19 protein-coding genes are annotated in these 24123 nt (G+C 71.2%); 15 read left to right on the forward strand and 4 right to left on the reverse strand.

Annotated features, from left to right (window positions below):
- Position 1 precedes the first annotated feature (1 nt).
- Entirely contained in the window at positions 2 to 823 is an 822-nt protein-coding gene (locus tag ISP_RS23275; RefSeq protein WP_013226194.1) for an SAM-dependent methyltransferase, read from the reverse strand.
- Positions 824 to 945: 122 nt separating this feature from the next.
- Between ISP_RS23275 and ISP_RS23280 the strand changes: the two genes are divergently transcribed.
- From ISP_RS23280 to ISP_RS23290, 3 genes are all read left to right on the forward strand, one after another.
- Positions 946 to 2277, forward strand: coding sequence for a cytochrome P450 (locus ISP_RS23280; protein WP_013226195.1), 1332 nt, complete (start codon positions 946 to 948; stop codon positions 2275 to 2277).
- 61 nt (positions 2278 to 2338) lie between these two features.
- Positions 2339 to 3436: an alpha/beta hydrolase gene (locus tag ISP_RS23285; RefSeq protein ID WP_014467095.1), complete on the forward strand. Its 1098-nt coding sequence runs from the start codon at positions 2339 to 2341 to the stop codon at positions 3434 to 3436.
- Between the two features lie 84 nt (positions 3437 to 3520).
- Positions 3521 to 5611, forward strand: a complete 2091-nt coding sequence (locus tag ISP_RS23290) for a diguanylate cyclase domain-containing protein (protein ID WP_013226197.1) — start codon at positions 3521 to 3523, stop codon at positions 5609 to 5611.
- A gap of 1 nt (position 5612) precedes the next feature.
- Here ISP_RS23290 and ISP_RS23295 read toward each other — a convergent pair whose 3' ends face one another.
- Entirely contained in the window at positions 5613 to 6275 is a 663-nt protein-coding gene (locus ISP_RS23295) for a nitroreductase family protein (protein WP_013226198.1), read from the reverse strand.
- Between the two features lie 222 nt (positions 6276 to 6497).
- Between ISP_RS23295 and ISP_RS23300 the strand changes: the two genes are divergently transcribed.
- The 4 genes from ISP_RS23300 (at position 6498) to ISP_RS23315 (ending at position 10293) form a co-directional block, all read left to right on the forward strand.
- Entirely contained in the window at positions 6498 to 6914 is a 417-nt protein-coding gene (locus ISP_RS23300) for a hypothetical protein (RefSeq protein ID WP_013226199.1), read from the forward strand.
- Positions 6915 to 6945: 31 nt separating this feature from the next.
- Entirely contained in the window at positions 6946 to 9048 is a 2103-nt protein-coding gene (locus ISP_RS23305) for a (Fe-S)-binding protein (protein WP_013226200.1), read from the forward strand.
- A 102-nt stretch (positions 9049 to 9150) separates the two neighbouring features.
- Complete coding sequence (locus ISP_RS23310) at positions 9151 to 9921, forward strand: FHA domain-containing protein (protein ID WP_013226201.1); 771 nt, start codon at positions 9151 to 9153, stop codon at positions 9919 to 9921.
- Positions 9922 to 10293 (forward strand): hypothetical protein, encoded by a 372-nt coding sequence (locus ISP_RS23315; RefSeq protein WP_013226202.1) that lies wholly within the window; start codon positions 9922 to 9924, stop codon positions 10291 to 10293.
- On the opposite strand, the gene ISP_RS23320 is transcribed toward ISP_RS23315, so the two are convergent.
- Together ISP_RS23320 and ISP_RS23325 are read right to left on the reverse strand one after the other, a co-directional pair.
- Complete coding sequence (locus tag ISP_RS23320; RefSeq protein ID WP_013226203.1) at positions 10290 to 11591, reverse strand: MFS transporter; 1302 nt, start codon at positions 11589 to 11591, stop codon at positions 10290 to 10292. The genes ISP_RS23315 and ISP_RS23320 overlap by 4 nt on opposite strands.
- 118 nt (positions 11592 to 11709) lie before the next feature.
- Positions 11710 to 12351, reverse strand: coding sequence for a TetR/AcrR family transcriptional regulator (locus ISP_RS23325; protein ID WP_013226204.1), 642 nt, complete (start codon positions 12349 to 12351; stop codon positions 11710 to 11712).
- Positions 12352 to 12465: 114 nt separating this feature from the next.
- On the opposite strand from ISP_RS23325, the gene ISP_RS23330 reads away from it, so the two are divergent.
- The 8 genes from ISP_RS23330 (at position 12466) to ISP_RS23365 (ending at position 24101) form a co-directional block, all read left to right on the forward strand.
- On the forward strand, positions 12466 to 13314 hold the full coding sequence (locus ISP_RS23330; RefSeq protein ID WP_013226205.1) for a shikimate dehydrogenase: 849 nt from the start codon (positions 12466 to 12468) through the stop codon (positions 13312 to 13314).
- The gene (locus ISP_RS23335; RefSeq protein ID WP_013226206.1) at positions 13304 to 15103 is read left to right on the forward strand and encodes a sugar phosphate isomerase/epimerase and 4-hydroxyphenylpyruvate domain-containing protein; all 1800 of its coding nucleotides are present in this window, start codon (positions 13304 to 13306) and stop codon (positions 15101 to 15103) included. The genes ISP_RS23330 and ISP_RS23335 overlap by 11 nt, the downstream gene beginning before the upstream one ends.
- Before the next feature lie 301 nt (positions 15104 to 15404).
- A complete protein-coding gene (locus tag ISP_RS23340) occupies positions 15405 to 16706 on the forward strand; it encodes a sugar ABC transporter substrate-binding protein (protein ID WP_013226207.1) in 1302 nt (433 codons plus the stop codon).
- Positions 16703 to 17689 carry a carbohydrate ABC transporter permease gene (locus ISP_RS23345; protein WP_013226208.1) on the forward strand — a complete coding sequence of 329 codons (987 nt, stop codon included), beginning with the start codon at positions 16703 to 16705 and terminating at the stop codon, positions 17687 to 17689. Before ISP_RS23340 ends, ISP_RS23345 begins: the two co-directional genes overlap by 4 nt.
- Entirely contained in the window at positions 17686 to 18516 is an 831-nt protein-coding gene (locus ISP_RS23350) for a carbohydrate ABC transporter permease (protein ID WP_013226209.1), read from the forward strand. The genes ISP_RS23345 and ISP_RS23350 overlap by 4 nt, the downstream gene beginning before the upstream one ends.
- 5 nt (positions 18517 to 18521) lie before the next feature.
- Positions 18522 to 19979, forward strand: a complete 1458-nt coding sequence (locus ISP_RS23355; RefSeq protein ID WP_013226210.1) for a glycoside hydrolase family 3 protein — start codon at positions 18522 to 18524, stop codon at positions 19977 to 19979.
- A 112-nt stretch (positions 19980 to 20091) separates the two neighbouring features.
- Positions 20092 to 23250: a tetratricopeptide repeat protein gene (locus ISP_RS23360; RefSeq protein ID WP_013226211.1), complete on the forward strand. Its 3159-nt coding sequence runs from the start codon at positions 20092 to 20094 to the stop codon at positions 23248 to 23250.
- 92 nt (positions 23251 to 23342) lie between these two features.
- The gene (locus ISP_RS23365) at positions 23343 to 24101 is read left to right on the forward strand and encodes an SH3 domain-containing protein (protein WP_013226212.1); all 759 of its coding nucleotides are present in this window, start codon (positions 23343 to 23345) and stop codon (positions 24099 to 24101) included.
- The last annotated feature ends 22 nt before the right edge of the window (positions 24102 to 24123 follow it).

Consider the following 24123-nt stretch of genomic DNA (forward strand, 5'->3'; position numbering starts at 1 on the left):
GCTAGGGCTTCCGGCCCACGCCGGCGTACGGGAGGGAGTTGACCGACGGGTCGTCGGACATGTCGCCGACGCCCTCGGGGTTCCACATCGCGCAGCCGACCAGGCCCGGTTCGACGAGGTCGAAGCCCTCGAAGAACCGGAGCACCTGGTCGTGCGTGCGTGGGAACGGCTGGTTCTGCTGGTTCTGCCTGCTCGTGTACACCTCGATCGCCTCGTCGAGGCCCTTCGATCCGGAGTCCGCCGCGACGTGCGTGACGGCGAGGAAGCTGCCCGGCGCGAGCCGTTCGCGGTAGCGGGCCAGGATGCCTTCGGGATCCCACGAGTCGGGCACGAAGTGCAGCAGCAGCAACATGAAGACCCCGGTCGGCTGCCCGGGATCGAGCAGCCGCCGGGCCGGCTCCGCGTCGAAGATGTCGTTGACGTCGCGCAGGTCGGCCTGGAGCACCGCGCAATTGTCGTTGCCCTGCAGCAGGAGCTCGCTGTGGGCGACGGCGACCGGCTCGCGGTCGACGTACACCACGCGGCACGCCGGGTCGGCCTGCTGGACGATCTCGTGCAGGTTCCCGACGGTCGGGATGCCGGAGCCGACGTCGAGGAACTGCCGGACCCCGGCGGCCACCATGTACCGCGCGGCGCGGCGGAGGAACGCGCGGTTGAGCCGGGCGGCGTCGCGGATGCCGGGCATGATCTGCAGGATCTGCTCCCCGAGCGCGCGGTCGGCGGCGAAGTTGTGGTCCCCGTCGAGCCAGAAGTCGTACACCCGGGCCGGGTTCGGCACCGTGGTGTCGATCTCCGGTGGTACCCAGCTCACTTCTCCGGTCACGGGACCTCCCACCCTCGCGGACGCTGCGGGGACGGAGCTTAGTCCCCTCATCCGTTCGTGTGGACTCGTGCTCCGGGTGCCCGGGGCGCGGCTAGGGTGCCCGGTCACGAGGAGACGAGGCCATGCCGAACCCGCGTCCCGTGCCCGGCCGGGTGCCCGTGCTCGGGCACACGGTGCCCCTGCTGCGCGACCCGCTCAAGTTCTTCACTTCCCTGCCCGCGCACGGAGAAGTCGTCAAGATCCAGCTCGGCCCGCTGCCGGTGCACGTGGTCACCACCCCGGAGCTGGCCTGGCAAGTGCTGGCCACCGACGCCGACAAGTTCGACAAGGGCCTGGTCTTCGACAAGATGCGCCCGCTCTTCGGCGACGGCCTGGCCACCTCGAACGGCGAGCTCAACCGCCGTCAGCGCCGGCTCGTGATGCCCGCCTTCGGCCGCACGCGGATCGCCGGCTACGCCGAACACACCATGACGAAGCTGGCCGGCGAGCTGGTGGAGGCGTGGCGGCCCGGCGAAGTCGTCGAGTTCGACCGCCGGATGCAGGATCTCGTGCTGACCATCGCCGGGCAGACGCTGTTCTCCACCGCCCTCGGTGACGAGGCACTGGCGGAGATCCGGCACTCGATCCCGGTCATGCTCAAGTACGTGCTGATCCGGGCCTTCTCCCCGAAGTTCGTCGAGAAGCTGCCGATCCCGCCGAACCGGCGGTTCGACGCCGCGGCCGCGCGCCTGCGCGAGGTGATCGGCGAGACCGTCGTCGCGGCCCGTGAAGACGGCGCCGACCACGGCGACCTGCTTTCGATGCTGCTGCTGGCCCGCGACGAGGAGACCGGCGAGGGCATGTCCGACCGCCAGGTGCACGACGAGGTCATCACGATCCTGACCACCGGCGCCGAGACGACCGCCGTCGCGCTGGCCTGGTTCTTCCACGAGCTGGGGCAGCACCCGGACGTCGAACGCCGGTTCCACGCCGAAGTCGACGAAGTCCTCGACGGCCGCGCGGCGCGCTTCGAGGATCTGCCGGATCTCGTTTACACGCACCGGATCGTCAACGAGATCCTCCGCCGCACCCCGCCGCTGATCCTCATGCGCCGCGCGCGGGAGGACGTCGAACTCGGCGGGGTGGCGCTCCCGGCGGGCAGCGAAGTCGCCGTCAGCCAGCACACCCTGCACCGCGATCCGCGCTGGTTCCCCGACCCGGACCGGTTCGACCCGGACCGCTGGGCGCCCGGCCGCACCGCGGAACTGCCGAAGGGGGCCTACATCCCGTTCGGCGCGGGCGCGCGGCTGTGCCCGGGACACGTGTTCGCGCCGACGGAGATCGGCATCGTGGCCGCGACCATCGGCGCGCGGTGGCGCCTGGTCCCGGTGCCGGGCCGGAAGGTGTACGCGCAGATCAAGGCCACGATGCAGCCGAACCGGCTGCCGATGACCGTGGTGCCCCGCCGGACCTGACGGTGCCGGTACCACTACCGGGTGTAGTGTTCCGGGGTCCTGAACGGAAGGCAGGTTGGGTTTGAGACGGCCGCTCAAGCTGACGTCGGCGTTGTTCGCCTGCGGTGTCCTGTTCGCTTTGCTGACCGCGGCGGTGCCCGCGGAAGCCGCCGCGATCTCCTGCAGCGACACGGATCTGCCGGTCACCGGACCCGGTCTGCCCCCACTGGTGCCGGGCGCGCCCGCGGTCGTGCACGGCCGGCTGTGCCGGCCCGCCGGGGAGGCGCCGGACACCGTTCAGCTGCTCGTGCACGGCGGGACGTACAACAGCGCGTACTGGGACCTGCCCTACGAGCCGGCGCGCTACTCCTACCAGCGGGACATGGCCGCGCACGGTTACGCGACCTTCGCCGCCGACCAGCTCGGCGCCGGGCGCAGCAGCCGGCCGCTGAGCCTGCCGCTGTCGGTCTGGGCGGCGGCCGAGTCGATGCACGAGGTGATCGGCCACCTGCGCGCCGGCCGGGCCGGCGGGGTCCCGTTCGCGAAGGTGGTGATCGTCGGGCACTCGGTCGGGTCGGGGATCGTCGCCGTGGAAGCGTCGACCTACCACGACGTCGACGGGGTGATCCTCACCGGCATCACGCACCTGCCCGCGCTGCCCGTGCTCGCCCTCGGCGCGGCGCTCGGCCTGCAGCCCGCGTTGCTCGACGGGCAGCTCGGTACCCTCGGCAGCGACCCGCTGTACTTCACGACGAAGCCGGGAGCGCGGGCCGGGCTGTTCTACGCCGCGGGCGACGCCGATCCCGCCGTGATCGCCGCCGACGAAGCGACGAAGGACCAGGTTTCGGTCCCCGGGATGGGCACGGTCGCGTTGTTCGGCATCGTGCTGCCCGCGACGTGGGGAATCACCGCACCGGTTTTCCAAGTGGTCGGTGAAAAAGACGTCCTTTTCTGCGGGGTGCTGGCGTTGCGTGACTGTTCCGACGCGGCGGTGCTGCGGGCGCAGGAAGCGCCCTATTACGCCGACCCGTCGAAGGTGTCGACGTACGTGCTGCCCGGCGCGGGCCATTCCGTGGCGCTGCACGAAAACGCGGGCGAATACCGCAGCGCCACCCGCTCCTGGCTGCAGAACCGCCTGGGGATCGCTCCACAGGGTTATCACTCGATCGGACGAAACTGAACCCGTGCGCGTCTCACAATTCCGGGCCAAGATATATCGATTGACCCGAACGGTGATCTGCCCTGAACGCTTGGACAGCCTGAGGTGACTGCGCCCCATCCCCGCGGCGACGCCCCGCGGAAGAAGCCGTCCGCCGATCGCGCGGCGAGACGGCTCGGTGCGCTCGCGCGCAAATGGGGCTACCTGATCAGCACGACCGCCTACCTGCCGCACACGCCCGAGGAGATCGAGCGCGAGCTGACCGGCCTGGCCGGGCGGCTGTTCGAAGCGGTGGCGAGCGATCCGCCGGACCTGCAGGCGGCCGCGTCCGCGGGCGGCCGGCTCGTCGAGCTGCGGTGCGTCGGCGCCGACAGCCTGCGCCGCAGCCTGGAGGTGCTGGGCAAGGCGCTGCTGCGCGAACCGGAACTGAGCGGGCTCGACCGGCTGGCCGAGCGGGTGGTGGCCGTGCTCGGCGCCTTGAGCTCCGGCTACGGCGAGATGCTGCGCGAGGACATCCAGAAGCGCCAGGAGGGCCTGAGCCGCGCGCTGCTGAAGGTCGAGCAGGAGACGCGGCAGAAGCACGTCATCACCCGCGCGCAGTTCGAGGAGGTGTTCGCCGGCTCGGCCAGCGGCGTCGCGCTCACCGAGCTCGACGGCCGGGTGCTGCGGGCCAACGCGGCGCTGGCCAAGACACTCAACCGCACGCCGGCGGAGATCGCCGCGATGACGTTGTTCGACCTGGTCCACCCCGAGGACGTCGAACAGCTGCGGGAGAGCTACCGCGAGCTGGTGGCGGGCCGGCTGCACCGGCTGCGCGCCGGTCGCCGCCTGGTCGGCCGGGACGGCGAGCCGATGTGGGCGACGTTCGCCGCGGCGGTGATCCGGGACGCGCTCGGCACGCCCCGGCAGCTGCTCACGATCGTCGACGACGACACCGAGGTGTCGCTGCTGCAGCGGCGGCTGAGTCACCAGGCCCTGCACGACGTCCTCACCGGGCTGCCGAACCGGCAGTTCTTCAGCACCCGCCTGGAGACCCTGCTGCGCGACGCGGATCCAGCGCACGGGGTCACGCTGTTCCACCTCGACCTCGACGGCTTCTCGCAGATCAACGGCGGTCTCGGCCGGGAGCTCGGCGACCGGGTGCTGCGTGGGGTCGCGGCCAAGCTGAAGATCGTCTTCGAGGCGGAAAAGGCGCTCGTGGCCCGGCTCGACGGCGACGAATTCGGCGTGCTGGTGCAGAACACGGCCGACACCCCGGGCGTGGTGACGCTCGTCCGCCGGATCACCCACGAGTTCGCCGAGGCGGAGTACGTCGACGGGCAGCACGGGGTCGCGGTGTCGGCCGCCATCGGTGTCGTCCACCGCCCGCCGCGCGACAGCACGCCCGCGGAGCTGCTTCAGGCCTCGGACCTGACCCTGCGGCGCGCCCAGCGGACGGGCAACCAGTGGGGCCTGTTCGACCGCGAATGGGACCGGCGCGACCGGCACGACTTCGGCCTGGCCGCGTCGATGGCGGGCGCCTGGGAGAACGGCGAGGTCGAAGCCCGCTACCGCGTGCTGGTGTCGGCGACGAGCGGTTCGGTCGAGGGCGTCGAGGCGCGGCTGCGCTGGAACCACCCGGCCGAAGGCGTGCTGCCGCACGAGACGTGCGTGCGACTGGCCGCGGAGACCGGGCTGGCGCTGCCGCTGGGCACCTGGCTGCTGCGCACGGCGGCCGAGCGGCTGGCGGCGTCCGGGATCGGCGTGCCGCTGGTCGTCGAGCTGACGGCGCAGCAGGCGGCGGATCCGGAGCTGGTCGGTGAAATCCACCGCGTCCTGGGCGACACCGGCCTGGCCCCGGACCGGCTGCGTCCCGGCTTCCCGGCCGCGGAGACCGGGGACGCGGCGGACAACTTCAAGGTGCTGGGCGAAATCGGTGTCCGGGCGGAGATCCACGGCCTCGGCGACGTCTCGTGCCTGACGGAGTTCCCGGCGCGCGCGGTCCGGATCGCGGCGAACCTGGCCGCCAAGCGGGAACACCCGCTGGTGGCCGCGCCGCTGTCGGCGCTGATCGACGCGGCGCACGCGGCCGGGGCGTCGGTGTCGGTCGCCGGGATCGGCACCGCGGACGAAGCCGCGTGGTGGCGGGACCGCGGCGTGGACCTGCTGTCGGGCCCGGCGTTCCCCGAGCCGCCGGGCGGCTTGCCCGCTTGCTGACTCAGATCCGCACGAGGACCTCGTCCAGGGGCTTGCGCCGCAGGTCCGGCACGACGCAGTCGTCGGCCGGGTAGCCGACCGGGATCACCGCGAACGCCTTTTCGTTGCGGGGGCGGCCCAGCAGCTCCCCGAGAAACCGCATCGGCGACGGCGTGTGCGTCAGTGCCGCCAGGCCCGCCACCTGCAACGCCGTGAGCAGCATGCCGACCGCGATGCCGACCGACTCGTCGACGTAGTAGTGCTTGCGGACACCGCCGTCGTCGTCCACAGCGAACCGTTGCTGGAACACGACGATCAGGTACGGCGCGTCCGTCAGGTGCGGCTTCTCCGCGTCGGTCCCGAGCGGCCGGAGCGCGGCGAGCCATTCGTCGCCGAGGCGCCCGTCGTAGGAAATCCGTTCCTCGGCCTCGGCGGCTTCGCGGATCCTGCGGCGCACCGCCGGATCCGCGACGAGGACGAACGTCCACGGCTGCTGGTGCGCCCCACTGGGCGCGGTCGAGGCGACCGCGATCGCGTCGAGCACCGCGCGTTCGGGCACCGGGTCGGGGGAGAACATCCGCACCGAGCGCCGGGCTTCCATCCGCCGGCGCAACGCGGCGGCTTGGGCGAGTGCTTCGTCGTCGGGCAGCCGGGCGGGGCGGTAGGGCACGGGGTGGTAGGTCATGAGCGGATTGTGGCGGGGGAAACGTTCGGCGCAGCAGGTCCGAACGTACGATTCGCGGTGTCAAGCGTCCGCTGAACGGACAGTAAGGCCATCCTTGCTGGACGAATTGGGCCGAATGGTCCTGGGCAACTAGGCCATTCGGTCCTGTCGCGTGAAGTGATCTCCTCATTACCCTCCAGTAGCAGACAGTGGTGCCGATCACAGTCGTTCCAGGAGGCCTCAATGGCGTCGCGCGTCCGGGGACCCGGCTCCGAAGACCGGCGCGAACTGCGGATGCGGCACCTCACCGGCTGCCTTCCCTGCACGCTCAAATGCGCGTATTGCGGGCTGCCGGTGCGGCTCGCCGGGCCGGGGGACCACCCCGGCTACGGCGTGGTCGACGAAGTGACCGGCGATCTCGTGCTGCTGCACCGGTTCTGCCGCACCGCGCTCGGCCGCTGCGGGACGCGGGGGTGCGTGCTGCGGCGCGCCCACCTCGGCCGGGCGACCGAGCAGTACGAAACCGGCCGGCGGCCCGGGCGCTACCAGCGCCTCGGCGTCCGGCGCTCGCCCGACCTCGATCTGTACCGGAAGCACTGGCGGATCGCGAAGATGCGGTACGCGTGCAAGGCGTGCCGGTACTACACCGGCTCGCACTGAGCCGGTCCTTCCATCACGACGCGGAGGACTCGTGCTCGTTCGTCTCATCCTCGGCCTGCTCATGACCGTCGTCGGCCTCGCCGTCGCCGGCAAGCGCGTGGCCTTCCTGTACCGGCTGATCAAGGCCGGCCAGCCCGACACCAAACGGTCGGACGACCTCGGTGCCCGCGTCTTCGCGCAGGTGCGCGAGGTGTTCGGCCAGCGCAAGCTGCTGAAGTGGTCGGTGCCCGGCCTGGCGCACTTCTTCACGTTCTGGGGCTTCGTGATCCTCGCTTCGGTGTACCTCGAGGCGTACGGCGCGCTCTTCGACGAGAAGTTCGCCATCCCGTGGATCGGCCACTGGGCGGTGCTCGGCTTCCTGCAGGACTTCATCGCCGTCGCCGTGGCGGTTTCGCTCGGCGTGTTCACGATCATCCGCATCCGGAACGCCCCCGAGCGCAAGGATCGCGCGTCGCGGTTCTACGGCTCGCACACCGGCGGCGCGTGGCTGATCCTCGCCATGATCTTCAACGTCGTCTGGACGATGTTCTTCTTCCGCGGCGCCTCTTCGGCGTCCGGCAACTTTCCGTACGACAACGGCGCGTACGTCTCGCTCGGCGTCGGGAACCTCCTGGAGCCGCTCGGGCACTCGACGACCGAGGTGCTGGAGACGGTCGGCCTGCTCCTGCACATCGGCGTCATGCTGGTGTTCCTGTCGATCGTGCTCTACTCCAAGCACCTGCACATCTTCGTCGCGCCGCTCAACGTCTCGGCGAAGCGGCTGCCGGACGCGCTCGGCCCGCTGCTGCCGATGGAGTCCGCGGGCAAGCCGATCGACTTCGAGGACCCCGCCGAAGACGACACGTTCGGCCGCGGGAAGATCGGCGACTTCACGTGGAAGGGCATGCTCGACTTCGCCACGTGCACCGAATGCGGCCGCTGCCAGTCGCAGTGCCCGGCGTGGAACACCGGGAAGCCGTTGTCACCCAAGCTCGTCATCATGAACCTGCGCGACAACCTGTTCGAGGAAGCGCCCTACATCCTGGCGGGCACCGAGCACGAGGGCGCGCGCCCGCTGGTCGGGCCGGAGGACGACGGCGGTGTGATCGATCCGGACGTGCTCTGGTCGTGCACGACCTGCGGTGCGTGCGTCGAGCAGTGCCCGGTGGACATCGAGCACGTCGACCACATCGTCGACATGCGCCGCTACCAGGTGATGATCGAGTCGGCGTTCCCGACCGAGCTGGGCGGGCTGTTCAAGAACCTGGAGACCAAGGGCAACCCGTGGGGCCAGAACAACGCGGAGCGCCTCACCTGGACCAAGGACCTGGGCTTCGACGTCCCGGTGTTCGACGGCGAGCTGGCCGAGGACGTCGAGTACGTCTACTGGGTCGGCTGCGCCGGCGCGTTCGACGACCAGGCGCGCAAGACCGTCCGCGCCACGGCGGAGCTGCTGCACATCGCCGGGGTGAGGTACGTGGTGCTGGGCAAGGAGGAGTCCTGCACCGGTGATCCGGCGCGCCGCGCGGGCAACGAGTTCCTCTTCCAGATGATGGCGCAGCAGACGGCGGAGACGCTGAACGCCGTGTTCGAGGGCCGCGAGCCGCGGCTGCGCAAGATCGTCACGACCTGCCCGCACTGCCTGAACACGCTGAGCCGCGAATACCCCCAGCTGGACGGCCACTACGAGGTGGTCCACCACACGCAGCTGCTCAACCGCCTGGTCCGCGGCGGGCAGCTGACCCCGGTGAAGCCGGTCGAGGACGGCCCGAAGGTCACCTACCACGATCCCTGCTACCTGGGCCGTCACAACAAGGTCTACACGCCACCGCGCGAGCTGGTCGGCGCGACGGGCGCCCAGCTGGCGGAGATGCCCCGCCACGCGGACCGCGCCCTCTGCTGCGGCGCCGGCGGCGCCCGCATGTGGATGGAGGAGCAGATCGGCAAGCGCATCAACCTGGAGCGGGTCGACGAGGCGATCGCCACGGACGCGGAGACGATCGTGACGGGCTGCCCGTTCTGCCGCGTGATGCTGACCGACGGCCTGGTCCAGCGCCAGAGCGAGCAGAAGGCGGAGAACGTCGACGTGCGCGATGTCGCCCAGCTGCTGCTGGAACGGGTGAAAGCCGCGGACACCTCGGCGCCGACGGTCTGAACGGGTTCACCCGTTCGCTCTATATCCCTCGGCCGCCGCACGGCTCTTCCTTGAAGGAGCAGGGAGCAGGGAGCAGGGAGCCGTGCGGCGGGAGGGGGTCCGATGGGCGGGGCGAGGATCGAGACGCTCGGCGGGTCCGGCGCGCGCCTGGCCGTGCGCCGGGGCTCGTGGCTGGTGGGGCGCGGGCCCGACGCGGACCTGCGGCTGCCGTCGGACCAGGTGTCGCTGCGGCACGCCTGGATCCGCCAGGACGCGCGGGGGACGTGGGTGGCCGACGCCGGGTCGCGCAACGGCACCTGGGTCAACGGGCGGCGGCTGGCGCCGCGGCAGGACCACCCGCTCTCGGACGGCGACCGGCTCGAGTTCGGTCCGGTCGCCGCGGTGTACTCCGACGGCGAGTCCGGCGCGGCGCACACCAGGACCTGGCAGCGTTCGTCGTCCGGCGGCGGCGTCTCGTTCGGCGACGTGTCGGCCGGGACGATCAACAACGCCGGTCGTGACGTCAACAACAGCTACGACAACCGGCAGCACCACCGGTACGAGTTCACCACGCCGGAAGGCGAGGCGCTCTCCCTCATGGCGACCGGGAAGGGGCTCGGCCGCCCGATCATGCTCCTCGGGACGCTCATGAGCCTGACCGGGTTCGGGCTGTTCGGGTCGGGGATCTTCCGGTTCATCAAGGCGGGCGCGGACTCGATGTCGGCGGGTTCGTTCGCCGCGCCGCCGTCGCCGCTCGGCCCGGAGGTCTTCGGCGGGGTGCCGCTGGGCGCGGTCGGCTTCGGGCTCTTCGTGCTGGGCGGCGTGGTGTCGTCGATCGGGCTGGTGATGGCCAAGGCGGCCCGGGAACGGCGCCGCCGGAACGAGAGGCGTTAGATGGACGGCATCCACTTCCACGGCGAGGTCCGGGCCGGGACGGTCAACAACGCCGTCCACGGCGACATCAACACCGTCCACGGTGGACACCAGGAGATCCACCGCGGCTTCGACGCGCGGCAGGTCGCGTCGCTGGTGCGGTCGGTCCGTGCGGAACTCGACGCGGCCCGGCTGCCGCCGGCCACGAAGGACGCCGTGCACGACGCCCTCGACGAGGTCGATCGGGACGTCGTGCACGGCGGAACCGGCGCGGGCGCGAAGGTGCGACGGGCCCGGGATCTCCTCCGGGACGCCGGCGGCCTCGCGACCGCCGGCGCCGGGCTGTGGACCGCGGTGCGTGCTCTTGCCGCCGCGGTGGGGATTCCGTTCTAAGACACGACCACAGTGGACGGTTTCGCGGGCGCCACGCCGCCCAGTTGCGCGGTCGGCACCCGGTAGGTCTCCCGGGCCGTCGCCGCGGCGGCGGCCGCCACCACGCACACCGCCGCCGTGAAGATCGCGACGCCGAGCCAGTCCTGCTTGCCCGAACCGATCGCCGCCACGACGCTGGGGGCGAAGCCCGCGACCGCGAAGCCGATCTGGGTGCCGATCGCCATGCCGGAAAGGCGGACTCGCGCGCTGAACATCTCGCCGTACAGCGCCGGCCAGACGCCGTTGACCCCGGAGTACGCCACGCCGAACAACACGATGCCGAGCACGAACAGCAGGGCGTACGAGCCGATCGAGATCGACCACAGGTACGGGAAGATCAGCACGCCGCAGGCCAGGCAGCCGGTGATGAACACCGGTTTGCGCCCGACGCGGTCGGCGAGCCCGGCCAGCAGCGGGATCGCCGCCAGCGCGACGACGTTCGCGAGCACGCCGACCCAGAGCATCGGGGTGCGGGCCAGGCCGATCGTGTTGACCGCGTAGCTCAGCGCGTAGACGGTGAAGATCGTGCTCACCGAAGCGATCGTCGCCGCGACCACCACCCGCAGCACGTCCGCCCAGTGGTGGCGGAACAGGACCGCGACCGGCAGCTTCGCGACGTCGGTGCGTTCGAACACCGGCGTCTCGTCGAGCTTGCGCCGGATCACGAAGCCGACCAGCACCACGAGTGCGCTGCCCCAGAACGGCACCCGCCAGCCCCAGGTCAGCAGCTGCGCCGACGGGAGCGCCGCGACCGGCAGGAAGATCGCGGTGGCCAGGATTTGCCCGGCTTGCGTGCCGCTCAAGGTGAAGCTGGTGAAGTAGGCGCGCCGGTGTTCGGGAGCGTGTTCCAGTGACATCGAGTTCGCGCCCGCCTGCTCGCCGGCCGCGGAAAGCCCTTGCAGCAGGCGGAGAACGACCAGCAGGACGGGGGCGAGGACGCCGACGCTCGCGTAGGTCGGCAGGCAGCCGACGCAGAACGTCGCGAAGCCCATGAGCAGCAGCGTGAGGACGAGCACGCGCTTGCGGCCGAACCGGTCGCCGACGTGGCCGAGGACGAACGCGCCGACCGGCCGGGCGAGGTAGCCGACGCCGAAGGTGGCCAGCGCCAGCAGGGTGCCGGTGGCGGGGGAGGAGGCGGGGAAGAACACCTTGCCGAACACGAGCGCGGCGGCGGTGCCGTAGATGAAGAAGTCGTAGTACTCGAGCGCGCTGCCGATCCAGGCGGCCAGCGCCGCCTTGCGGGGCATCGATCCGGTCACGGGCACGATCTCCTGACGTCCGTGCTGCGGTGCGCGGACTCCGGCGGGACAGGCAATGTACGGTCTAGTTAGTTAATAGAGAGTGCGAGACCGGATCCCGGGTGTCAAGAGCGGGATTTCAGGCGGTCAGGTAGTCGATCACCAGGTCGCCGAGCATCGTGCGGTAGTGCTCGCGCCGGGCCGGATCCAGCATGTCGCGGCCGAAGATCGCCTGGAACGTGTGCCGGTTCGCCAGGCGGAAGACGCAGAACGCGCTGATCACCATGTGGATGTCCAGCGGGTCGGCGTCGGCGCGGAAGCGGCCGGCCGCGCGGCCGCGCTCCAGCACGACCGTCAGCCCGCCGAGGGCGGGGTCGGCCAGCCCGGCGAGGATCTCCGACTGCGCGAGGTGCTGCGCGTGGTGGATGTTCTCGATGCTGACGAGCCGGATGAAGTCCGGATTGGCCTCGTGGTGGTCGAAGGTCAGCGCCGCCAGCCGCCGGAGGGCGTCCTCCGGGTCCAGGTGCTCGACGTCGAGTTGCCGTTCCAGGGCTCGGATCGCGGAGTACGCCTGCTCGAGCACGGCGATGTACAGCTGTTCCTTGCCGCCGAAGTAGTAGTAGATCATCCGCTTGGTGGTGCTCGTGCGGGCGGCGATCTCGTCGACGCGGGCGCCGGTGTAGCCCTTGTCCGCGAACTCCCGGGTGGCCACCGCGAGGATGTCGGCGCGCGTGCGTTCCTTGTCGCGCTGGCGCTCGGCTTCCGACGATGGTGCGGCCACCGGGCTCCCTCCGCTGCGGATCGAGAATCCCACTCTAGACCAGCTCTTCCGCCGGAGCCGCCCGCGAGCTAACGTGAACGTACTAGTTCGTACATTAGCTGCGGAGGGCATCTGGTGACCAGCTACCTGATCGGGCTCGTCGGCACGGGGATCGGGCCGTCCGCCAGCCCGGCCCTGCACGAACGCGAGGCCGACGAGCTCGGCCTCCGCTACGTCTACCGCCTGCTGGACCTCGACGTGCTGCGCCGCCCCGTAGCCGAGGTGCTCGCGGCGGCCCGCCTCGCCGGGTTCGACGGCCTCAACGTCACCCACCCGGCCAAGCAGGCGGTCGTGGCGCACCTCGACGAGCTCTCACCCGAAGCCGCCGCGCTCGGCGCGGTCAACACGGTCGTTTTCCGCGGCGGCCGCGCGATCGGCCACAACACCGACGCGACGGGGTTCGCCCGCAGCCTCACCCGCGGCCTGCCGGATGTCCGCCTGGACCACGTCGTCCTGGTCGGCGCCGGGGGAGCGGGCGCCGCGGTCGCCCACGCGCTCCTCTCGCTCGGCACCGGCTGCCTCATCGTCCACGACGTCGACGGCGACCGCGGCGCCCGGCTGGCCGAGGCGCTGGAGCGGAGGTTCGGCCCGGGCCGGGCGGCCACCGGCGACCTGACCGCGATCCACCGGGCCGACGGTCTGGTGCACGCCACCCCGACCGGGATGGCCGCCCACCCCGGCTCCCCGGTCCTGGCCGAGCTGCTGCACCCGCGGCTGTGGGTCGCCGACATCGTCTACCGCCCCCTGGAGACCGCGCTGCTGGCCGCCGCCCGCGCTCGCGGCTGCCGGGTGCTGCACGGCGGCGGCATGGTCGTGTTCCAAGCCGCCGAATCGTTCCGGCTGTTCACCGGCGCCGAGCCCGACCCGGCGCGGATGCTGCGCCACTTCGACGCCCTGGAGGGGGAGGCCGCCCGTGCCGCCTGAACCGCGCACCGCGATCGCCACCGTCTGCCTGTCCGGCACCCTGGAAGACAAGCTGGCCGCGGCCGCCGCGGCCGGGTTCGACGGCGTCGAGCTGTTCGAGAACGACCTCGTGGTCTCCCCGTCCAGCCCGGCGGAGATCCGCCGCCGCTGCGTCGGCCTCGGCCTGTCCATCGACCTCTACCAGCCGTTCCGCGACTTCGAAGCCGTCCCGCCGGAGCGGCACACGGCCAACCTGCGCCGCGCGGCCCGCAAGTTCGACGTCATGGCCGAGCTCGGCACCGACACGGTCCTGGTCTGCTCCTCGGTGTCGCCGGAGGCGATCGACGACGACGAACTGGCCGCCGAACAGCTGCACGCGCTGGCCGAGCTGGCCGCGACGCGCGGGATGCGGATCGCCTACGAAGCCCTCGCCTGGGGCCGGCACGTCAGCGGGTACGAGCACGCCTGGCGCATCGTCCGCCGCGCCGCGCACCCCGCGCTCGGCGTCTGCCTGGACAGCTTCCACATCCTCTCGAAGGGCCACGACCCGGCACCGATCCGGGCGATCCCCGGCGAAAAGATCTTCTTCCTGCAGCTCGCCGACGCGCCGACGCTGCCGATGGACGTGCTGCCGTGGAGCCGCCACCACCGGCTCTTCCCCGGCCAGGGCGACTTCGACCTGACCGCGTTCACCGGGCACGTGCTCGCCGCGGGCTACCGCGGGCCGCTGTCGCTGGAGGTCTTCAACGACGTGTTCCGCCAGGCCGACCCACGCCCGGCCGCGGTCGACGCGCTGCGGTCGCTGCTGGCGCTGAAGGAATCCCTGGGCGTGCTCGAGCTGCCGGCCGCGCCGGCGCTGACCGGGCACGCGTTCGCCGAGGTCGTGACCGATCCGGGGGCGGGCAGCGTGCTGGCTCCGCTCGGGTTCGCGCGCACCGGCGTCCACCGGACCAAGCCGGTCGAGCTCTGGGAGCAGGGTGACGCCCGGGTGGTGGTCAACGAAGGCGGCGCGGCCCACGGCGCCGTCGGGGCGGTCGCGCTGGCGAGCACCGACCCGGCCCGCTCCGCCCGCCGCGCCGAAGCCCTGCTCGCGCCGGTCCTGCCGCGGGTGCGCGGCCCGCGCGAGGCCGACCTGGCGTCGGTCGAGGCGCCGGACGGCACCCAGGTGTTCCTCTGCGGCGACGACTGGCGGGACGACTTCACGCCCACCGGCGAAACGGCGGCCGGCGCGGGAATCTTCGGAATCGATCACGTGGCCCTCACCCAGCCGTTCGACCACTTCGAGGAAGCGGCGCTGTTCTACCGCTCGGTGTTCGGGCTGACGCCGTCGCCGGTGGCCGAGTTCGCGGCGCCGTTCGGGCTGGTGCGCAGCCGCTCGGTGGCGGCGGGGGAGGTCCGGCTGACGCTGGATGCCGCCGTGGTCCGCCGCGGCGAATGGGCGCCGGCGGTCCCCGAACCGCAGCACGTGGCGTTCGCCTGCACGGACGCCCTCGCCGCGGCCGCGGCGATGCGCGCGGCCGGGGCACCCCTGCTGGACATCCCCGGCAACTACTACGCCGACCTCGACGCCCGCCTCGACCTGCCGCCGGGACGACTCGACGCGCTCCAGGAGCGTTCGGTGCTCTACGACCGGGACGCCCACGGCGAGTTCCTGCACTTCTACACTGCGCTGGCCGGGGCGCGGGTGTTCTTCGAGGTGGTGCAGCGGATCGGCGGGTACCGCGGCTTCGGCGTGGCCAATGCGCCGGTGCGGATGGCCGCCCACCGCGCGCGGCGACACGCGGCGCCACCGGTGAAAACGCCGGCCTGACCGCTCGCACCGCCCCGGGAAGCCTTTCCCGGGGCGGTTTTCTTCGTGGCCGGTCCCCGCGGGCGCGCGGATTTCCGGTGCCCCAGCGGTGAAAAACGCGCGGGACACCTTCCTATCCGGACGACTTCTGGCGCGCCTCTCCGGGGAGGTGTAACCGCCCGGCTACGCGCCGCATGCGTTTACAACGTTCCGGCAACCGCCTTGACAGGGCCTGTGGTACGTACCACTCTAACCCCAACATTGGTCTACACCATTTGGGGCGCTCGGCCGCGGTGGCCGGGCATGGAAAGGACGGCATCGAGTGAAACGCTGGCTCAAGCTGGCGGCGGGCGCCGCCGCACTCACGCTCGCGACCGCAGGCTGCGCGGGCTCCAGCGGCTCGGACACCGCGGCCTCGTCGAGCGGCAACGCACCGCTGAGCGGGACCGTCACGGTCTGGCTGATGACCGGCTCCGCGCCGGCCACCCTGACCGACGCGCTCAACAAGGAGTTCGAGGCCGCGCACCCCGGGGTCAAGGTCAAGTACGAAGTCCAGCAGTGGGACGGCATCCAGCAGAAGCTGACCACCGCGCTGGCCAGCGGCGCGCCGCCGGACGTCATCGAGATCGGCAACACGCAGACCGCCGCGTTCGCCTCGCAGGACGGCGTGCTGACCGACCTGACCGCCGACAAGGACAGCTTCAACGGCTCGCAGTGGCTCAAGGGTCTCGCCGACTCCGGCAGCTACGACGGCAAGACCTACGGCGTCCCGTTCTACGCGGCCAACCGTGAGGTCATCTACCGCAAGGACATGTTCGAGCAGGCGGGCATCGCCAAGCCGCCGGCCTCGAACGACGAGTGGATCGACGCGATCGGCAAGCTGAAGACCAAGTTCGGCTCCGACCCCGACTTCCAGGCGCTCTACATGCCGGGCCAGAACTGGTACGCCCTGCTGTCGTTCATCTGGGACAACGGCGGCGACATCGCCAAGGCCGACGGCAAGAACTACAAGGCGACCCTCGACACCCCCGAGGCCAAGGCCGGCCTGGACTTCTACAAGAAGCTCGTCGACACCTCCGGCACCAAGGCGCCGAAGGACGCCGACGAGGCCAAGCCGCAGCAGGCGACCGTCTACGGCGCCGGCAAGGTGGCCATGATGATCGGCCTCCCGTGGGAGCTGGCCACCGCGGCCAAGACCGACGCGAGCCTGACCGGCAAGACCGGCGCCTTCGCCATCCCGAGCAAGACCGCCGGCCAGAGCGCCCCGGTCTTCCTGGGCGGCTCGAACCTGGCCATCCCGGCCAACAGCAAGAACGTGGCCGCGGCCAAGGAGTACATCAAGCTGCTCGCGAGCCAGAAGTACCAGGGCCAGCTCGCCGCGGCCGGCGTCGTGCCCGGCACGTCGACCGACCTCACCGGTCTGGACAAGGACCCGCTGGGCAGCGTGATGGCCAAGGCTTCGGCCAACGGCAAGGCCGTGCCGGCCAGCCCCAAGTGGGGTGACGTGGAGTCCGGCCAGAACCCGGTCAAGGACATGCTGACCGCGTACCTGACCGGCAAGAAGACGCTCGACCAGGCGACCGCCGACGCCAACGCAGCGTTGAACAAGCTCATCGGCGGATGACCGCGACCGCCAATGTGACGATGCCGGCGGGGGCGACCCCGCCGGCATCGCCGCGCGACACGCCGGTCAAGCGGCGCAGGCGGGGCCGGTTCGGCGACCGGGTGCTCCCGTACCTGCTCCTGCTCCCGGCGCTCGCGGCCATCTTGGTCTTGCTCGCCTGGCCGCTGGTCCAGGTGCTCGCGATCAGCTTCCGCAAGCTCGACATCGGCCAGCTCGTCTCCGGCAAGACGATCTGGATCGGGTTCGACAACTACACGAACACCCTCGCCGACCCGGAGTTCTGGACGATCACCGTCCGGACCCTGGTCTTCACCGCCGCCATCGTGGCCGCCACCATCCTCGGCGGCCTGCTGCTGGCGGTGCTCATGCGCCACCTCGACCCGGTCGTGCGGATCATGGTCCAGGTGACGCTGGTGCTGGCGTGGGCGACCCCGGTGATCGCCACGACCACGGTGTTCCAGTGGATCTTCGACGAGCAGTACGGCATCCTCAACAAGACGCTGGACCGGCTCGGCTTCCACGGCTTCATCGGGTTCTCGTGGTTCTCCAGCGGCGCCAGCACGCTCACCGTGATCGGGCTGCTCATCGTGTGGCAGGCCGTGCCGTTCGTGACGTTTTCGCTGTACGCGGGCATCATCGGTGTCCCGCGCGAGCAGTACGAGGCCGCCGGCATCGACGGCGCCAGCGCGTGGCAGACCTTCCGCGCGGTCACCTGGCCCGCCATCCGGCCGATCACCACGATGGTCACGTTCCTGTCGGTGCTGTGGGACTTCAACGCCTTCGCGCAGATCTGGGCGATCCGCGAGGGCGGGCCCGACGGCGGGAGCACCACGCTGGCCGTCGTGCTGTACCTCAAGGGCATCGCGGGCAACCACTTCGGCGCGGCGGGGGCCATCGCCACCCTGATGCTGATCGTGCTCGCCCTCATCACCGGCCGGTACATCCAGCTGCTGGTCCGGACCCCGGAAGGTGATCTCAAGTGAGGAAGTCGCTGCCGCAGCGGATCGTGCTCTCGGTCGTCGGCGTGGTCGTGGCGCTGCTGATCCTCTTCCCGACGTACTGGATGTTCGTCACCTCCCTGCGCACGCCCGGCGAGATCCTGTCGCCGAAGTACGACCTGATCCCGACGTCGTTCTCGTTCGGCAACTTCGCCACCGCGCTGGGCAAGGACAACTTCCCGACCTACCTGATGAACAGCCTGATCGTCACGGTCGGCTCGGTGCTGTGCGCGCTGGTCGCCGGGACGCTGGCGGCGATCCCGCTGTCGCGGCTGCGGTTCACCGGCCGCAAGGGGTTCCTGGTCCTGGTCATGGTGGCGCAGCTGGCGCCGGTGTCGGCGCTGTTCATCCCGCTGTTCCTGCTGATGAAGGACGCCGGGCTGCTCAACACGCTGCCGTCGCTGCTGCTGATCTACTTCGCCACCACGCTGCCGTTCACGGTGTGGATGCTCTACGGCTTCGTCAACGGGATCCCGTACGAGCTGGAAGAGTCCGCGATGATCGACGGCTGCAGCCAGACCGGCGCCTTCCGGCGGGTCACGCTGCCGTTGCTCGGCCCGGGCCTGGTCACCACGTCGGTGTTCAGCTTCATCACCGCCTGGAACGAGTACCTGTTCGCGCTGGTCTTCATCCGGGACAAGCCGAAGGAGACGCTGCCGGTGTGGCTGGCGTCGTTCCGCACCGCGTTCGCCACCGACTGGGGCGGCGTCATGGCCGCTTCGGTCATCTACGCGGTTCCGGCGCTGATCTTCTTCCTGCTCGTGCAACGCAAGCTGGTGTCCGGCGCGACCGCCGGCGCCGTGAAGGGGTAGCCCCGTTGTCCACGCCAGCGACGCAGTCCTCGCCCGAGAAGCTCGCCGAAGCCGTCCTCCTGCCCGGGTTCGCCGGGACGACCGCGCCGGACTGGCTGCGCCGCCGGATCGCCGGCGGCCTGGGCGGGGTGGTGCTGTTCGGCCGCAACGTCGTCGACGACGAGCAGGTCGCCGCGTTGACCGCGCAGCTGCGGGGGGAGCGCGACGGGGTCGTTGTCGGGATCGACGAAGAGGGCGGCGACGTCACCCGCCTCGACGTGAACACCGGGTCGTTCGTGCCGGGCCCGCTCGCCCTGGGCGCGGCGGACGACCCGGAGCTGACCACCGCCGTCGCGGCCGCGCTCGGTGAGCGGCTGGCCGCGTGCGGCGTCACGCTGAACCTGGCGCCGTGTGCGGACCTGACCCTGGCCGCCGAGGACCCGATCATCGGCGTCCGGGCGTTCGGGTCCGACCCGGCGAAAGCGTCGCCGCACGTCGCGGCGTACGTGACCGGCCTGCAGAAGTACGGCGTCGCGGCGTGCGCGAAGCACTTTCCGGGCCACGGCGCGGCGACCGAGGACTCGCACGTGGCGCTGCCGGTGCTGCCCCGCACGGTCGAGGAGCTGCACGAGATCGAACTGGTCCCGTTCGCCGCGGCGATCCGGGCCGGCGTCCGCTCGGTCATGTCGGGCCACCTGGTCGTCCGCGCCTGGGGCGACGAGCCGGCCACGCTCAACCGGACCGCGCTCACCGACGTCCTGCGCGGCGAGCTCGGCTTCACCGGCGCGGTGATCACCGACGCCCTCGAGATGGGCGCGGTGTCCGGCGCGTACGGGCGCCACGACGGTCTGGGCCGCTCGGCCGTGCGGGCCCTGGCCGCGGGGGCGGACGCGCTGTGCCTCGGCGGCGCGGCGTTCGAGGCCGAGCACCTGGACGCCTGCGTCGCGGCGATCGTGGCCGCGGTCGCGGCGGGGGAGCTGCGCCTGGAGCGGCTGGCCGAGGCGGCGGCGCGGACGGCGGCGCTGGGCACCGACCCGGCGCCGGCTTCGGTGGGGCCGGTCGACCGGCGGCTCGGCCTGGAGGCGGCCCGCAAGGCGCTGCGGGTCCAGGGCGAGCCGAGACTGGCCGGGCCGCCGCTCGTGGTCGACGTCCAGACCGAGCCGACCATCGCGGCCGGCCCGATGCCGTGGGGCCTCGGCGCGCACCTGGCCGAGCTCGTGCCGGGCACCCGGGCGCTGACCGTGACCCCCGACGACGCCGACGTGGTGCTCGAGGCGGCGCCGGGGTTCCGCAGCGTCGTCGTCGTGACGCGGGAAGCGCACCGGCACCCGCGGGTGCGCGCGCTGCTCACCGCCCTGTCCGGCCTGGATTTCATCCGGGTGGAGACGGGCGTGCCCGGACCCGACGGCGACGGCGGTGCGCGGATCGACACGTTCAGCGGCTCCTGGGTCAGCCTGCGTGCGGCGGCCGAGCACCTGGCCTGACCAGCCACGTCGACGCCCCGCCGCGACCTGGTGGGGCGTCGGCGCGCTCGCGGTCGGGCGGCGCTCGCCTTGCTAGAGTCGTTCTCCCGGACGGCGACCGATGGAGCGAAGTGTGGCTGAGGGCGGCCTGTCTCTGCAGGACCTCATCAAGCGGCGCCAGGCCAGCGGCTTCGTCGGGCGGCGTCACGAGCTGGGCCAGTTCGAGGAAAACCTCCGGTTGCCCGTGGTGGACGGGCGTCGCCGGTTCCTGTTCAGCGTGCACGGCGACGCCGGGGTGGGGAAGTCGTTCCTGCTGAACCAGCTCGACCGGATCGCCGGCGAGCAAGGCTGCGTCACCGCGTACGTCGACGAGTCGGTCTTCGACATCCCGGCGGTGCTCGCCGGCATCGTCCGGTCGTTCGCGCGCCAGGGCGACCCCTGTAAGGAGTTCACCCGCAAGTCCGAGCTGTACTACGAGAAGCGCCACGAACTCGACGCGGACCCGGCGACTCCGGACGGTCTGTCCTCGGTGCTCACCCGGTCGGCGGTCAGGATCGGCTTGCGCGCGGCGGAGGACATTCCCGTCGTCGGCTCGTTCGCGAAGGAGCTGGACCGGGAGGCGCTCGCCAACCAGGTCGAGAAGTTCCGCGCGTTCCTGAGCGTGAAGCTGCGGAACCAGCACGACGTCCGGCTGCTGCTGTCGCCGGTCGAGGAGCTGACGCCGGTTTTCGTGAGCGAACTCCACACGGTCGCGGTGAAACGCCCAGTCGTCTTGTTCTTCGATACGTTCGAGCGCACCGGGTCGTTCCTGGAGCGCTGGCTGCTGGACCTGCTCGAGGGCCGGTACGGCGCCCTGCCGCCGAACCTGCTACTGGTCGTCGCCGGGCAGCACCCGCTGGACGTCAACGCCTGGGGCGACTACGTGGGCATCCGCGCCGACTTCGCGCTCGCGGTGTTCACCGAAGCGGAAGCCCGCGAATTCCTGGCCGCGCGGGGCATCACGGCGGCCGAGGTCGTGGAGGTCGTCCTGGCGCTGTCCGGGCGGCTGCCGGTGTTGCTGGCCCTGCTGGCCGAGTCGCGGCCGGACAGCGCCGCGAGCGTGCCGGACCCGGGCGACAACGCGGTGGAGCGCTTCCTCAAGTGGGAAAAGGACGAAAACCGCAAGCGGGCCGCCCTGCGCGGGGCGCTGCCCCGTCAGCTCGACCGCGACGCGTTCGCGCTGATCACGGACTCGACCACCCCGGACGAGGACTTCGACTGGCTCCGCCGCCTCCCCTTCGTGGCGGAACGGTCGACCGGCTACCGCTACCACGATGTCGTCCGAGACACGATGATCCGCGTGGTGCGGCGCCGCTCGTCCGTCGAGTGGCGTGAGCGGCACAGCGCATTGGCGGAGTACTACCGGGCCGGACGGGACGAACTGGGCCTCGAGGCCGACGCCGGCTGGCAGGACGAGCGCTGGCAGGCACTAGCGGTGGAGGAGCACTACCACCGCCTCTGCGCCACGGGAGCGACGGCGGACGCGCTGGTCGCGTTGGTCGAGACCGCGGCGGCGCGGGCCGACCAGACCGGCCGGTGGGTGGCGATGGTGGCCCAAGCGGGTGCCGACTCCGGCCGGGAGCAGCTGATCGCCCTGGGCGCCCGGTTGGCCGCGGCCGAAGACATAACCGCACTTCTGACGTGCCTGACGACGGAGAGCGCACTGCCGGACATGGCCCGGTTCGAAGCGCACCAGGCGCTTGCCTTGGAACACGTCCGGAAGGACGATTTCGCCGCCGCCGTGGAGGCGTTGACAAGAGCTCTCGAATACGATCCCGACGACGGCTGGGCTCTCCCGAGCCGGGGGATCGCGTACCGGGTGCTCGGGGAGCTCGAGAAGTCCCTCGCGGACCTCGACCGGGCGGCCGGACTGGATCCGGATTCCGCGTGGACGATCGGCGCTCGCGGCGAGACGCTCCAGGCGATGCAGCGAAACGAAGAGGCACTGGCCGACTTCGACCGTGCCTTGGAACTCGAGCCCGACAGGGCGGACATGCACGCCGCGCGGGGGCAGGCGCTCTACGCGTTGGACCGCTACCCGGAGGCCCTGGCGACGTTCACCCGGGCGTTGGAGATCGAACCGGACGACACGTGGTTGCTCGGCTGGCGTGGTCGAGTGCACCGTTGGCAGGAGTCCTACGCCAGTGCCCTCGCCGACGCCACCCGGGTGCTCGAGCTGGAACCGGACGCGGACTGGGCCCTGGACGAACGCGGCGAGACGCACCGGCTGATGGGGCACCACGAGGAAGCGCTGGCCGATCTCACGCGCGCGGTCGAGATCGACCCGCAGTACGCCGGTGCCTTCGCACGGCGTGGTGCCGCCTACGCGGACATGGGGCGCTGGGCGGAGGCACTGGCCGACTACGACCGGTCCCTCGAAATCCAGCCGTCCTCGGTATTGACGCTGGGCAGACGGGCGTTGGCCCATCGGGATTCCGGCAATCACGGCTTGGCGATGGCGGACTTCGCGAGAGCCCTCGAGATCAACCCGGAGGCGGACTGGATCTTCAGGGACCGCGCCCAAACCCACCACCTCGCCGGACGGCTGGCCGAGGCGCTGGCGGACTACGACCGGACGATCGAGCTGGACCCGGAATACTCGTGGGCGGTCCGGCAACGGGCGCTGGTGTTGCGGGATCTCGGCCGCCTGGAAGAGGCCCTCACAAGCCTCACCCGGTTGGCGGAAGCCGATCCGGCCACTGCGTGGCGGTGGTGCGACCGCGGGGCGATCCTGCACCGGCTGGGGCGGTTCGAAGAGGCGGTGGCCGACTTCACCCGCGCGATCGAGATCGACCCGGACCAGGGACTGGCATTCAGCCAACGAGGGCAGATCCATCGCCGTTGCGGCCGGCTGGCCGAGGCGAGAGCCGACCTCGAGCGTTCGGCCCAGCTCGACGCCGAAGCCTGGGACCACTACCAGCTGGGTCTTCTCGCGCACGTCGAGGGACGGCCGGATGCGGCCAAGGACCTGTTCTCGGCTGCCTTGCGGGCCGAAGCCGCCGAGGCCGCCGAGGCCGCCGAGGCCGCCGAGGCCGCAGACGGGAACGCGGGAGTCGCCAACTCGGTGCTCTACCACCTCGCACTCGGTGACGTGGCCGAAGCGCGAACCCTGTTCCGGACCGTTCTGACGGAAGCGGCCGGCGACGGCGAGTACCTCGACGGCATCGCGGAGCTGGAGGATCTCGGTTCCGTCATACCGGTGCCCGAGTTGCCGGAGTTCGTGGCCGCACTGCGGGCGAATCTGCACGAATAGCCGGATGTCCAGAAGTTCAGCCGCGATTTGTACGAGGCTTGTACCGGTGGTCTTCATTCTGTCCTCACACCGAAAAACTGGAGGACGGAAGAATGAACATGGGCATCGTGAAGCGGATGGCGGGGGTCGCCGGAATCGCCGCGGCGATCGTGGTCGTCGGGGCGGGCCCGGCGTTCGCGGCATCGGGCACCGTGCACACCGATTCGGGGGCGCCGCTGACCGTGCGGTCGAGCCCGAGCGCCAGTGCGGGCTCGGTCGGCAGCATCGCCGACGGCACGGCGGTGACCATCAGCTGCCAGACCAACGGATCCACCGTCGACGGCAAGTACGGCACCTCGGACATCTGGGACAAGGTGGGCGACGGCTACGTCAGCGACGCCTACGTCTACACCGGCTCCGACGGCCGGGTCGCGCCGGACTGCGCGGGCTCGACGCTGGCCTGCTCGACCTCGGGCACCGGCGACCCGAACACCTGCGCCGAGGCGGTCACCAAGGCGAAGTCCCGCATCCACACGAACGACCTCGACTCCTACGAGGGCTGGTGCGACCGGATCAACGCCCAGAACTACGGCTGGTCCGCCTCGGGCTCCGAGACGGCCTACGTCCACTGGACCCAGATCCCGAGCTCGTTCAAGCACCCGGGTGACTACCAGGTCCCGGCCGGCGGGCTCGCCTTCTTCAAGAGCAGCGGTGCCGGGCACACGATGATCTCGATCGGCGGCGGCAAGTTCCTGTCGAACGACATCAACGGCTACGGCAGCTACACCGAGACGACGATCGCGCAGATCAAGAGCAAGTGGGGCCAGACCTACCTCGGCTGGTCGCAGCCGTGGTTCAAGGTCAACCACTGACCTCGCGAACAGCCGGCGGGCC

The sequence above is a fragment of the Amycolatopsis mediterranei genome (assembly GCF_026017845.1).
Taxonomy (GTDB): Bacteria; Actinomycetota; Actinomycetes; order Mycobacteriales; family Pseudonocardiaceae; genus Amycolatopsis; species Amycolatopsis mediterranei.